A 13,596-nucleotide genomic window follows, 5' to 3' on the forward strand; every position below is an offset into this window, starting at 1 on the left:
ATAAGTGGGATTCAGCGTAAGTTGTATCCATGGGTATCAATTACTTCAAGCACATTAGTGAGATTATTCGAAGTAATTGCAAATAAAAAGTGATAGATGGTTATCTATCACTTTTTTTATAGGAAGCCCGTCTTGCAAACAAACTACATCACCACTGGCTCTTCATAAAAATAAGGAAGCACTTCCAGCGAATCATAACTTGGGTTTACAGCAAGTACTTCCTCCCTATTTTCCTTCAATAAATTGTTATATTCCAATACCAAAGCATTGTAATTCTTACGAATAAAGAAATCGGAGTTATAAGCTTGTCTAATATCTGTAACCAAAATATTTGCCCTACTGTACTTCGCAAAGTCAGGCGTTTCGTTTGCCAGCTCCGAAAGTAAGCCAACTAGCTTAGTGCAGTTATCGTCATAAAGTACCATTACTGTTGTATCTTGCATAGTAGCATCCGAATACAGCGATTGCTCTACCTCCTTGCTCACCGCCTTCAGCTTTGCCAATAACTGAGGGTCATAGCCTTCTACTACGCTTTCCAGCTCTTCTATCAGCATTTTGGTAGTGTGCACTTTCTCGTTTTCAGATGCTATTGCCAACTCTTTTGTAGCCCTAATGGTATCTAACAAAATTGGAAAACGTTGCCCAAGAGGTTGCACCTCCTCTTCAGTTGCCCAGGCTGCCTCTTCTTCGGTATTTACTGTTTCTTCCGCCTCGTTTGCTTCCGAAGAGCCTTTCTCTTCTGTGCATCTAGCAAAACACACAATAGATAGAATGGCAATTACAAATAGAGTGTTTTTCATTCGATTTTAAGTTAGGTAGTATAGAAAAAATAAGTTAGTAGCGTTTGAGGTGAGTTTAGTTGTAAAAACATATTCAATTATTATACCGAACCAATCCTGATTAGTGTATTTAGCAGGATGTTTTTTCTATCTTAGAAAAATAAAAAAGGAACGCCGAAGCGTTCCTTACTATCTACTATTTCCAAAAGCTTTTTGAAGCAATTAGTAAGATTTGCAGATTGCAATGAAATCTCTTGACTTAAGAGATGCGCCACCGATCAAGCCGCCGTCCACATCTGGGCAAGCAAAAAGCTCTTCCGCATTCTTAGGGTTACAGCTACCACCATAAAGGATAGAAGTTGCATCAGCTACTTCTTGGCCATATTTCCCAGCAATCATCTTACGGATAGAAGCGTGCATTTCTTGCGCTTGTGCCGAAGATGCGGTCACACCAGTTCCAATAGCCCAAACTGGCTCATAAGCAATCACTACATTGGCAAAAGCTTCTGCACTTAGGTGGAAAAGACCTTCCGCCAATTGCTTGCCTACTACTTCATCTTGCTTTTCAGCTTGGCGCTCTTCTAGCAACTCGCCACAACAGAAGATAGGCTTCAAACCACTTGCCAAAGCAGCATCGGTTTTTGCAGCCAACAATTCGTTGCTTTCGTTCCAATATTGTCTTCTTTCACTATGGCCCAAGATTACGTACTCAATTCCATAAGACTTCAGCATTGGAGCAGAGATTTCTCCCGTGAAAGCACCAGACTCTTTGCTGCTGCAATCTTGTGCACTCACACATATATTTTTTCCAGCAGGCACCAAGTTTCTCACTTTGGAAAGGTGGATGAACGGAGCGCCCATGATTACGGTCACATCGGAAGGTACTTCATCTTTGGCGATGTTCACTACTTCAGAAGCCAAGCTTTCAGCTGCTTCTTTATCCAAGTTCATTTTCCAGTTTCCTGCAACGATTTTCTTTCTCATTTCAAAAAATTAGTTAGGGTAGCTAAATGAATAATTCGATTAGCCCAAATTTACAAAATAAAGAAGCAGAACCTAGGTTAAGATCGGTAAATTGTAAGAATGGGCAAAAATGCAGGAAAAACAACTACTCTTTAATCTGACGCTTTTAAAATAATAGCAACAAATACCCCAGCAAAGCTCCACCAATAATTACCCAAAAAGTACTTACTTTAGGAAAGCGAAAGGCAATGAATACACTCAAGATCATCAAGACCAAGCCTTGCCATTCCGAACCTAACTCCACTCCTAGTTTGAGCGTCACCGCTGCCATAATCCCCACGGCACTAGCGTTTACTGCATCTAAAAACTTGGAAAGCATCTTCGATTTCCTGAGCAAGGGAATGATTTTCACCAGTACTCCTACCAAGAAGAAAGAGGGTAAAAACATGCCCAACGAACCCCAAAGTGCTCCTGATACTCCACCTAGCTGGTACCCAACAAAAGTAGCCGTAGTGAGAACCGGACCTGGCGTAAACTGCCCCATAGCTACTGCATCTAACAGCTCTTGCTTGGTGAGCCAACCCAGTTTTTCCACAAACTCTGCATCTATGTATGCAATGAGGACATACCCGCTCCCAAAGAGGACAAAAGCTATTTTCAGAAAAGCTAGAAAGATAGAAGTACTTCCCACCGATGCAGAGACAGGCTTTGCTAAGAGCATGAACGGGGTAAACATCGCCATTTTTGACTCCTTCCCTCCTATCATCCCTAGCCAAACCATCCCCACTAAACCACCTCCTATAATCAAGAGAAATTCATCGAGCCCATAAAGCGAACATCCCAAAACAACTAGCCCTATTACCCCCAACTGCCAATTCTTCAACGCTTTTTTGCCCAGCTTATAAGTAGCATTGAGGATGGTGCCGATTACGGCTGGTTTTATTCCATAAAACAGAGGCGCAATAGCGGGGACTGTTCCGTATTCCCCATATACAATGGCGAGCAACAGGGTAAAAAAAACCGCAGGCGCAATAAAAGCTGCACCACCCACTAGCAATCCTGCCCAACCTGCTCGCACATGCCCACAGTGCATGGTCATTTGGGTAGAATTAGGCCCAGGCACTAAATTAGTTGCACCAACCATATCTAAGAAGTATTGCTGGCTCATCCATTTCCGTTTGTTCACCACCTCCTCTTCCATCATGGCAATGTGAGCGGCTGGCCCTCCAAAGGCAATACAGCCGAGCTTGCCAAAAACCAAAAATACTTCTTTTATCTTCTTGAAATCCATAGTACCTTTTTTGAAAAACTAATTTGCTTCCCAAAAATATTTAATCATTTCAATTGCAGGGTATAAATATATTTTTCTTGACTACAACCCTCTATTTACCTATAAAATCCCTCATAAAACCTTTTCCCCTGCTCGCTCAAATAAGGCAGCAAGAGCTGGTTGACTTTTTTGGAAAAAGCTAATGTGTCGAATTGCTTGCCGAGGTTTTCTTGGAAATAAACCATCCTCATTCCTGCACTCAATTCCATGATGTATTCCAAGTCCTCATCTGCCAGCTTGTTTTCCAAAAAACCTTGCTTTTGCAGAACCTGCATCAAGCCTTTCCATTTCTCTTTTCTGCCTTTATTTTCCTCTTCCACTTTTTGAATAAACTCAGGGTATATCCTTTTGAGCTCCACATAATCGATAAAAAAGAACAGATACTTTACCGTGATATCGAAGCTGAACTCAGGCAATACCAAAAAGTAATGCAGCAAGTTCTCGTACCCACTATGGTCTATTTGCAACTCTTTCAGTGCAGAATTATAATCCTGAAAGAGCTCCTCTATCAGGTGCTCCTTGGTTGGGAAATGATAGGTCACATTTCCATAGCTCTTTTTGAGAGATGCCGCTACCTCCCTCAAAGTCACATTTTGGATGCCTTTTTGGTTGAAAGACTCCCTCGCTACGTCCTTTATCAATTCTTTTGTTTTCATAGTTTTTTAAAATTAGGTCAAATGGACTAATATTGCAATCAATTGATCTAAACCCTAAACCTTTGATAATGAAATCCATTTATAAAAGCGACCAAGCAAAAGTAGAGATTATGAAACTCTACGAAGAAAAGTTGGCGAGTTTAAACTTAGACTATACCGAAACAGATGTGCCCACCCAATTTGGTAACACGAGGGTAATTACCGCTGGAAACCCTAAAAGGGGAAAACTTGTGCTCTTCCACGGGATAAATGCAGGAGCTCCGCTAACCTTAGAAGCCGTGCAAGGGCTGTCTGCCGATTTCCAACTTGTTGCCATAGATACTATTGGGCAAGCGACCAAAAGCGATGAAACAGTGCTGGACATAAAAGGTGATTCTTACGCAATCTGGGCAGATGAAGTGCTGGAAAAGCTAGCTATTCAGGAAGCTGATTTCATTGGAGTTTCCTACGGCGCATACATTTTACAAAAACTCATTACCCATAAACCTCAGCGGGTAAAAAAATCTGTTTTTGTAGTGCCAAGTGGCTTGGTAAACGGAAATACCTGGGAATCAATCACCAAACTTACCTTTCCCCTCATCCGCTTTATGCTCACCAAAAAAGACGAACATCTCCGCTCGTTTATCAAAGCCTTCGTGCCCGATAAAGACGAATTTATGTTTAGGCTTCAAAAGCAATTACTATTGGGCGTGAACATAGATTATAGGAGACCTACCCTGTTGAAAAAATCGGATGTCGCTCATTTTGAAAATCCTGTGTACCTGATAGAAGCCTCCGACGATATCTTTTTCCCCGGAGAAGAGGCAGTAGCAAGGGCAAAAGAAGTATTCAATAATATAGGGGGAGTTCATTTCCTAAAAAACTCCAAACACATGCCCGCGAAGCATAATTACCCCGAAATACAGCAGAAAATACGAGAATGGATTGGGTGATTTTGGGCTTGCCAGTTTTACAAACATCCCCTTTGCAATTGGCATTTCCACTTTAGACCGGTTATCATAGGATTTTCAATCCGCCTTTTCCACTACCCCCACTTATGAAGAACATAATAGTAAGTATCCGCTTATCTTTTCCTAACTTCATCCATACATTAACCCCTCAGAAGAAGATTTGTGATGAAAATAGTTAATACACTCCTGTTTTTATATTTAGCACTACAGTGTACCACTTGTTATTCTCAAGATACTAAAATGGATAAGGAAGTAGAGGATATTATTCGCCTTGGAAAAGATTCTATTGTACAATTAGCATTGAACCTGATTGATGAAAGAATAGATGTTCAAAATTTCTCTAAAATCAAGGTAATGACCGATGGTAAAAAAGTGTATGTTTCGTTTATGAACCCAATAAAATATCTTCCTATCAACTCCGCTTTTTATTTTGATATAGGAGTGGATCTTTCAGAAAAAACAGTCGTATATGGCCCTGTTTCCAATGGAGTTGAACATGAGGAAAAAATCCCATTCTATATACACACAAATGAAACAAAGCTAAATATCCAATTCGTGATGGAGGCAATTAATAAAAGTGATGAAGTTGGCTCAATCGATGTAGATAACTTTGAGGATGATATGATAATTCGCGAATCTGAGAACTACTATAGCATTCATACAGTTTCAGAATCACAAGAATCCTCATACAAAATAGAAAAAATATCTGGGAAAATATATGATTCAGAACATGCCCATCTTGAAGCTCTCCCATTTGAGGATGAAGACCGATTGAAAGAGATTAAAAGATCCCCACCCAAAGGGCGGGGAATTGTGATAACCCCTGTAAGGGGGTAAACTGCCCTTGCCCCCAAAGGAGGCAAAGGAATTCATTGTCCCCGGTTATAAATCTATTTTATTACTTTGTTATTCTTAGCTCTCGTTCTTTTTTTCCTGTTCTTCTTGATACTCCACGTAAAGCCTTATCTTTTCTGGGTCAAGCCCTACCGTATCAACACAATAGCCTGTTGCCCAAAAACGGTTGCCCCAATAGGGGCGTTGCTTCAGCTTCTTGAACTTTGAAAACAACCGTATGGCTGTCCGGCCCTTCAAGATCCCCACCACATCGGAAACCGAATATTTGGGAGGGATATCGATAATCAAGTGAACATGGCCCTTTTGGACGTTCAGCGTATCGATAATACATTTCTTTTGGGAGGCGTACTGCATTATATGCTCTATTGCTGCCCTTTTTATTGCTCCTTCGAGGATTCTATACCTATATTTAGGTGTCCAAACTATATGGTACTTGCAATACCAGATCGAATGTGACAATTTGTGAAAACGGCTCATAATATATTCTTCGGTTGTGGGGACAACTCTTGAATATAATCATTGGGCCGTTTTCTGGCTTAGCCACGCAGAGCGGTTATTAACCACGCTCATAGAGCGTGGATTTCTAAGTTGATATTAAATTTTAAAAAATGAAAATGATTAAAAAAACATCCCTTTTTATTATCTTAAAAAGCAATGAAGGTATTGAACGCAGAATCGATAAAAATAGCTCCTATCATTCAAAAATCCACTACTAAAACTGAGCCTAACCATTACTCGGTTTGCTGGATTCAGAACGGGGTTCAGTCCATTGAGATAAATAATGTGTTGTACAAAGATGTCTCAAATGCTATTTTCTTTATGAACCCCAGTTTCGACTGGAAAATAGTAAAAACGAATACCAGCGCTTCTTCTGGGTATGTGCTATCGCTTCCTCAAAAAACATTAGACAATCCTGCCTTGAGCAACCTTCATATAAATGAAGTACGGCTTTTTGCCAATGATGAAATCCCTAAGATAAACCTTGCCCCCGGTATAGAAATAAGGATTCAGGCTATTTTAGAAATGATAGATGAGCTGGTAGGCTCACACCTCAACCATAAGGATGATGCCATTATCTCTTTATTGAATACTTTCTTTGTGTATTGTGATGGGCAATGCAATATCAAATCTGTCATTTCCGAAAATAATGCGAAAAAGACGGTAGTTTATAAGTTCAAAAAGCTAGTGAACCAATGGTTTTTTGAATACCATGGAGTGAATGAGTATGCCCAATTACTCAATGTATCTGACAAATACCTCAACGAATGTGTGAACGATATTTTGGGGGTAAATGCAAAGAGCATAATAACCGAACAACACGTGATGAGAGCGAGACATGCATTAAAGTTTACCGACAAAACAGTAAAAGAGATTTGCTTTGAAATGGGCTTCTCCTCTCCCGATTATTTCAGCTATTTCTTAAAAAAACACACCGGAATGTCCCCTTCCATGCTCAGAGAAAGCTGATTATTCCGAAATTCTAAAGCTTTACCGTGTTTTTCGCATGCCCGTATTGAAGGCTACAATTTACTATTGTATAAAAAACAATAGTATGGACAGAAAAACATTTTTAAAATCATCTAAAATTGGAATTGGGCTAGCTTTTGTACCAGGAATCAGCCAAGCATTAGTCCCTGACAGCAAACCATCGGCTACTGCCGAACCAAAAATCATCAAGGATGACCAAGGTAGCATCTTGAATGTGATAGGCGATATCCAAACCCACAAATTGGTCGGTAGCGATACTGGCAACCAACTAGTAGAATGGGTGGATAACGTTGACCCTGGTGTAGGTATCCCCCCTCACATCCACACCCTCGAAGACGAAATCTTTAGGGTAATAAAAGGAGAGCTTGAAATAATGGTGGACGGAAAAACCACTGTTTTGAAAGAAGGAGATATCGCTTTTGCCCCTAAAAATGTTCCACATGCATGGAAAGTAGTAGGAACGGAAAAGGCAAAAATGATTACTACCGCATTTCCCGCAGGCATAGAAAACATGTTCGAAGAATTAGCGAAACTTCCTGCCGGTCCGCCCGATTTCGAGAAAGTCACCAAGATTTGTGGCGAGCATGGCATTAGTTTCCTCAGCTAGTTGCAGCTATTTCACCTATACCTGTCCCGAATATTATAAGTATTTGGGACAGGTCACCAACCTGCATTCTTGCTTTAAGAAGCACTTCACAAATTACAATTCCCCATCCTCTATTTTTTTCTACCTACTGATAATTCTTTATCTCAAACAACATATTTTTGTGGGCTTTAAAGGCTAAGCAACTAAACAAAACCAATCCACCTTAAGCGCGGGAAGGAATGCTCCACAAGAATGAAAAGGACATTAGTTAGACTAAGAAACAGCAGGCTCAGGAAATTTTTGCGGAGACACGAGAAATATGCTCCCATCTTGTTTTTTATAGGAGGGTTCATTTTTGATTCTTTCACCCTTGGGCGCATAGATCGCCTGTACGACCTAAGTATCCTCTGCCTTCACATGATCTCCCTCACCATCACCCTTTTCCTTTTCAATTTGGCAGACGATGGTCTTTGGAAAAAGACATTCCTTCGGAGAATTGAAGAGTATTTCCCCTTGGCTATCCAGTTTTTCTTTGGAGGGCTTTCAAGCGCTTATGTTATCTATTTTTCCAGAAGCGTTTCTCTGTCCAAAACAGCCTCGTTCTTTCTCATCCTAGTAGCCTTGCTAGTTGCAAACGAGTTTTTGAAAAAGCGGATATCCAATAAGTACCTACAGTTTGGGGTGTACTCTTTTATCAGCTTTACCTTTTTCACGTTCATGATCCCGGTGTTCATCAAAGAGATGAATACAGAAATTTTTTTGTATTCGGGCTTAGCCAGTTTACTATTTACGCTACTACTAATCATCAGTATCTACTGGGCAAGCCCAAGTACGCGGGCAGAGGTCCGCTTAAGGAAACTTACGGGATTAGTTTTGTTGATTTATACACTTATCAATGCTTTTTACTTTCTCAAGCTCATTCCACCTGTTCCCCTTGCACTAGACAAAGGGATAGTAGCCCACGATGTCAGACTTGAAAATGGCACTTATACGGTCACTTATGAGAAAAACCTTGGCAATATATTTTGGAGAGACCATAGGCTGACATTTAACCGCAAGCCAGGTGAAAAGGTATTTGTTTTTTCCTCCATTTTTGCACCTACCGACATCAAGAAAAAGATATTCCACCGGTGGAAATGGTACAACAAGGATGCTGAAAAGTGGACAATTGTTGATGATATAGGCTATGAGATAAAAGGTGGAAGAGACGGTGGATATCGTGGTTACACCTATAAAAAAAATGTTCTTGAAGGCAAATGGAAAGTGGAAGTGATCACAGAAGAAGAACTGGTGCTAGGCGTGATTAATTTTGAAGTGATCACAAGCACTGCTTTAGCACCAGAGGGACTGGTGATTGAAGAGTTTTGACAAAAAAAGACCTATAAGGCGTTGAATACCTTATAGGTCTAGGTTACCTCAACTACTTCTTCGTGCCATGAATGGTTACGCCAAAGCTTTTTAGTGCTATGGTAATATCGGTGATGGCATCTCCTTCTCCCGTAAGGGTAATGTCCATGCTGTTGTCAAGACTTACAAAATGATTTTCCCCTTTGGGTCTCAGGTACGATTCTATTCGCGCTTCTGGAATCAAAAGTTTGATCTTCCCTCCATCGTCAACTATCTGAGCTGAAACAGGAAACTCTTTTATGCCATAGGTACCCAAAGTAGTCTCAGGAACTTCTACATCCTTGTAAATCTCTTCAAGGCTTGGGTAAAAGTTATCATCGAAGGCAACATCGACAATGTCTCCGTTCACCATGATGAATTTCGCCTTTTTATACTTATCAACCTTCACTTCAAAGTCACCTTCTAGGCCTACCCATGATTTTACACTGTAAGTTTTGTAGTCCGTATTCCCATCTTCGTATTCTACCAACACACTGACAGGCACAGGCCTCGTCCCTTTGTTTTTGATAGAAAGCGTACCCTTGTCCATTCCTGTTACTGCTACGTCCGAATAGCCAAACCCAAAGTACCAAGGCTCCCAAAACCAACCAAGATCCTGACCCGATACATTTTCAAACGTATAGAAGAAATCATAAGGAGTAGGAGACTTTTTTGCCCAGCGGCGGATATACTCTCGGTAACATTTCAAGAATAATTCATCTCCCAAGTGATCGTACAACATAGCATAAGTAAAAGAAGGCAAGGTGTACGAATGATAGCCATAGTTCCCTGCCATGTACTGGCTAGAAGTAACTGTTGGCAAGTCGCCAATTGTTCCTGACATCTGGTCCATGCCAGCTTTCATACCCGAGAACAGCGAAGAGGCATCTTTTTCATCCTTAAAAAACTTGTGCGTAACCAATGTAGTGATAAAATCTGCCCAGCCTTCGTCCATCCAAGCAAACCTTCGCTCATTAATTCTCACATACATTGGGAAATAGGTATGGAACATCTCGTGGATAGTTACCCCTCTACCAGCATTGGCATTGTTGGCCATCATGGGGAATTCCATGCCACCGCCGTTCAGCCCTATGAAGGTAGTAAACGCAGGATAAGGATAGGGAATACCCGGCACGTCTTCCGAAAAATGTTTCATGGTCTTTTGTTGAATGGCTGTTACTTTCGCATAAGCTGGCGCATCTTTTTGTGGAAATGCCGTGCTTACAAGAACAGAGTTCCCACTCACCTCTTGAGATGCCGCATCCCATAAGTAATGGTCACTCATGGCAAAAGCAAAGTCGGAAACCTCAGAGGCTTTGTAGTGCCACGTGCCCGACTTCAATACCAAGCTATCAAGATCAGTAGAGTCAACCACATGGATAGTTTCGGTAGCCGTCTTCGCCTTTTCGTATTTTGCATATATATCCTCTGGTAATATAGCCGTTGCATTTTGGAGTTCACCTGTAGCCCACACCAAAAAATTGGTTGGGGCAGTTATTTTTACATCATAATTCCCCAAGTTGTTATAAAACTCTGTATCGAAGGTATAGTCGATCATATCCCAACCAAAAACATCATCGTAAACAGACATTTGTGGATACCAGTAGGCTATGAAAAACGAAGTAGAGTCTTTTGCACCAGTCCTGCGGACAGTCAGTGGCACTTTTTGTTCCCAATCCATAAAAAGCTCTACCTTACTTCCTGTTTTGAGCGGAGTAGCCAGCGTAATAATAAGGTTCGTTCCCCTGCGGCGGACTAACTTAGGGTTATCCATCGGCATTTCTTCGCCATTTACCTTCAAGTTGGAAAGAACAACGCCGTCTCCAATGTCTTCGGGGTTGACTTGCATCCCTCTAGCATTTCCCTTTTTGAATACATCGTAATACAAACGGACCACAAGTGAATTCAGGTCATCTGGGCTGTTGTTCAAATAATTGATCACGGCAGAACCCGCTACACCCCTGGTAGAAGGATCGACAGTGACCTCCATGGTGTAATCAACCGTATTGTGCCAATATTTGACACCGGGTTTTCCATCTACAGAACGAGTTCCCTTGTCGTAGGCTTCCTTTATCTCCCTAGATACGTGCAGGTCAAAGTCTTGGGCAAAAATGACCAATGGAAAAAATACCAACAAGGTGGCACATAGTTTCTTAAGCATAATCTTCTTTCGTTAATATAATTGATGTTGAATTTTACAAATGGGTTAACATACCACTAAGCTAATAAAAAGGGAAAGATATTCAAGCTTAGATAGTACTAGTGGAAAAGATTCGTTCTTAAATGCTCTTTAGGAAGATGAAAGGAATGCTATTATTAGGTATTGTAGCCACTCCACCATGCAAAACACCCCACCAAAGGATCTTCTGTTTTACAGACAATGTAAAGAATAATACGAATGATGCAACGGCGAATTTGCTTGATGCAAAGGAATAAATGGATAATGTAAAGGGATAAATGCTATATGTAAAGCATTTTTGGCATAAATATTATAGAAAACTTGGTAATGCAACGCAAAAAACACCCTGTGCAAAGGGTTATATGCATGATGTAAAGGAGACCACCAAACTATCTTTTGTTTCAACAGTATATACAGAAGGATATTGAAGTTGTAAAGGAATAGGTTGATTTGGAAGCAAGTTTTTTGTTGTTAGCAAGCTCTTTTTTACTAAAAACAACACTTTTCCCAACATATCTTACCCAATATTGCTGTGCTGATCTCCCCTATTGGAAATGCTATACATACTTTAGATCAAGCTTCCTGCTTTATACACCCCCATCTTGTGACAATGCAAAACCGTTCGTTTGAAAGCAATTTGGTACATATGTATAGATGTTGTGAAATAAAGATGGTGATGTATTGCTTGAGCATCTCTTTTTGGAGGATTTGAAAAATGCTTGAGAGAAAGTGGATGGTAACAATTACCCTATTATGATATTATGAAGACCGTTGATACTTTGTTTGTGACAGAAGAGAGCGTTTTATATGTTGATAGAGTGTTTGTCCGTTAGTATTGGATAAAGAAAGAATATAGCCTAAAGAAAATGGGCTATCGCAAGATTTATAATCCATGTTTAACCAAAATAACTTAAAAACTAGTAGTACTGTTTAGCAGTTGCACATCATAGGGTTTCCAAATTACAAATTTTGAAAAGCCGAGGTTTGAAAATCAACGTAATAACATATTCAAAAGACAAAAATCATGAGACTTAAACTTTTAATAGTACCAATAATTTGCATTGCATTTGTTACATGTCAACAATCTACTAATGAGAAAAAACAAAACGTAGAGTCTGAACAAGAAACAAGTAAAATTAAAGTTGAAACAACAACTAAAAATGTATTAGCTGATACAATTGGCATTCATAAAATTACCAATTCGGAGGCTCGAGATTGGATAGTAGATATGAGTAAGGTTGCACAAGGCATAGAGCAAGCTCTGAATAATAATAATCCATCTAGGATGCCTAGTTTGATGGAAAAAGCAAGTAAAAATCAGAGAAGCCAACTTGCAATTCAGTCTAATCTATCTGAATCAGATAGGACGTTATTCAAGTCATATGCAAATAAATTAGCTACTAAGCTAAGTGAGTTAGGAGATAGAATGAGTAATATGTAGCTGTTAGTTTTTAAGTTATTTTGGTTAAACTCGGGTTATAAATCCTGTCGAAAAGGATAATTTCTTACTAATGCCCTCCTTATTCTTTGGAGGGCATTTTTTCAATAGAATTTCAGCTTTATCCTAAGCTACACTATATTTAAGAGAATAGGTATGTATGCAGTCCAAGTGTATATATCCATTATTAAACAAGAGAATGAACACAGCAGAATTTTATAAGCACATAACCAACCTTCCAGACAAATTCGAGAATAGAGATTTGGAGGAATACTTATTAGCTCTTCTCAAATTGATTGAGATGAATAGAACTAAAGAAGTAACCTATAAATTGATTCTTGAAATTATAAGTGAAGCATTTACCTCAGAACCTTATGCGTTTAAAAATGAGTGGTTAAAATGCGAAACAGCTCCTGATGAAAACAGGATGAGTAGAAAGTTCACTCACCCAGACATTAGTGAAGCGATTGATAAAACAAACACATCTGATTTGACAACGTACGATTTTACAATTGAAGTGTTGAGATTTCAAATTGCTGAACTTCACAAAATGAGAGGCAAGCAATTAGAAAATGAATATCGTTTTTTTGGAGTTCAGTCAGAAACTGGAAATTCTTGGTACAATTTTGACCCATTTGCAAATTTAGAATGTGGTGCGAGATGTATGGAAGATAATGAAACGGATTTTAGTTCATTGGACTGGTCGTTTATAGGTGAACTTTTAGAAAATGGAAGGATTTACGAATAATGTTACAGGATTACCTAGATGGGAAATTTAGAAATATGTTTAAATGTCACCTATTTCGCTGCAACTGCATATATATGGATATTGTGTTTCATACCCTCTAAATCGTATAAAGCATTGCCTAAGCTAGAAAAAGGCATGAAAATAGGGAAGATTTCAAGAAACGATGTGGCATATTTTTTATTGACAGAAGCGGAAAAACCAAAGATGCTTTATGAATATGTGGCATTAACGAATTAGG

Annotated in this window: 13 protein-coding genes; 7 read left to right on the forward strand and 6 right to left on the reverse strand. The window is 39.6% G+C overall.

Features of this window, described 5'->3' with window-relative positions; translation table 11 throughout:
- Positions 1–143 precede the first annotated feature (143 nt).
- From R9C00_14285 to R9C00_14300, 4 genes are all read right to left on the reverse strand, one after another.
- Positions 144–800, reverse strand: coding sequence for a hypothetical protein (locus R9C00_14285; protein ID WPO38625.1), 657 nt, complete (start codon positions 798–800; stop codon positions 144–146).
- 201 nt (positions 801–1,001) lie between these two features.
- On the reverse strand, positions 1,002–1,763 hold the full coding sequence (gene tpiA / locus R9C00_14290) for a triose-phosphate isomerase (GenBank protein WPO38626.1): 762 nt from the start codon (positions 1,761–1,763) through the stop codon (positions 1,002–1,004).
- 145 nt (positions 1,764–1,908) lie between these two features.
- Positions 1,909–3,033 (reverse strand): chromate efflux transporter, encoded by a 1,125-nt coding sequence (gene chrA, locus R9C00_14295; GenBank protein ID WPO38627.1) that lies wholly within the window; start codon positions 3,031–3,033, stop codon positions 1,909–1,911.
- 95 nt (positions 3,034–3,128) lie between these two features.
- A complete protein-coding gene (locus R9C00_14300; protein WPO38628.1) occupies positions 3,129–3,728 on the reverse strand; it encodes a TetR/AcrR family transcriptional regulator in 600 nt (199 codons plus the stop codon).
- 68 nt (positions 3,729–3,796) lie between these two features.
- On the opposite strand from R9C00_14300, the gene R9C00_14305 reads away from it, so the two are divergent.
- Positions 3,797–4,660, forward strand: a complete 864-nt coding sequence (locus R9C00_14305) for an alpha/beta hydrolase (GenBank protein WPO38629.1) — start codon at positions 3,797–3,799, stop codon at positions 4,658–4,660.
- Between the two features lie 258 nt (positions 4,661–4,918).
- Complete coding sequence (locus R9C00_14310) at positions 4,919–5,515, forward strand: hypothetical protein (GenBank protein ID WPO38630.1); 597 nt, start codon at positions 4,919–4,921, stop codon at positions 5,513–5,515.
- A gap of 75 nt (positions 5,516–5,590) precedes the next feature.
- Here R9C00_14310 and tnpA read toward each other — a convergent pair whose 3' ends face one another.
- Positions 5,591–6,010, reverse strand: a complete 420-nt coding sequence (tnpA, locus tag R9C00_14315; GenBank protein ID WPO38631.1) for an IS200/IS605 family transposase — start codon at positions 6,008–6,010, stop codon at positions 5,591–5,593.
- Positions 6,011–6,187: 177 nt separating this feature from the next.
- Here tnpA and R9C00_14320 point away from each other — a divergent pair, with 177 nt between their 5' ends.
- The 3 genes from R9C00_14320 (at position 6,188) to R9C00_14330 (ending at position 8,975) form a co-directional block, all read left to right on the forward strand.
- A complete protein-coding gene (locus R9C00_14320) occupies positions 6,188–7,000 on the forward strand; it encodes a helix-turn-helix domain-containing protein (GenBank protein ID WPO38632.1) in 813 nt (270 codons plus the stop codon).
- Between the two features lie 85 nt (positions 7,001–7,085).
- Entirely contained in the window at positions 7,086–7,628 is a 543-nt protein-coding gene (locus tag R9C00_14325) for a cupin domain-containing protein (protein WPO38633.1), read from the forward strand.
- Positions 7,629–7,859: 231 nt separating this feature from the next.
- Complete coding sequence (locus R9C00_14330) at positions 7,860–8,975, forward strand: DUF2914 domain-containing protein (protein ID WPO38634.1); 1,116 nt, start codon at positions 7,860–7,862, stop codon at positions 8,973–8,975.
- Positions 8,976–9,027: 52 nt separating this feature from the next.
- Here the strand turns inward: R9C00_14330 and R9C00_14335 are convergent, their stop codons facing one another.
- Positions 9,028–11,154 (reverse strand): M1 family metallopeptidase, encoded by a 2,127-nt coding sequence (locus R9C00_14335; protein WPO38635.1) that lies wholly within the window; start codon positions 11,152–11,154, stop codon positions 9,028–9,030.
- Between the two features lie 1,042 nt (positions 11,155–12,196).
- Between R9C00_14335 and R9C00_14340 the strand changes: the two genes are divergently transcribed.
- Together R9C00_14340 and R9C00_14345 are read left to right on the forward strand one after the other, a co-directional pair.
- Positions 12,197–12,613: a hypothetical protein gene (locus R9C00_14340; GenBank protein ID WPO38636.1), complete on the forward strand. Its 417-nt coding sequence runs from the start codon at positions 12,197–12,199 to the stop codon at positions 12,611–12,613.
- Positions 12,614–12,809: 196 nt separating this feature from the next.
- On the forward strand, positions 12,810–13,358 hold the full coding sequence (locus R9C00_14345) for a hypothetical protein (GenBank protein ID WPO38637.1): 549 nt from the start codon (positions 12,810–12,812) through the stop codon (positions 13,356–13,358).
- Positions 13,359–13,596 lie beyond the last annotated feature (238 nt).

The organism is Flammeovirgaceae bacterium SG7u.111 (assembly GCA_034044135.1).
Classification (GTDB): domain Bacteria; phylum Bacteroidota; class Bacteroidia; order Cytophagales; family Flammeovirgaceae.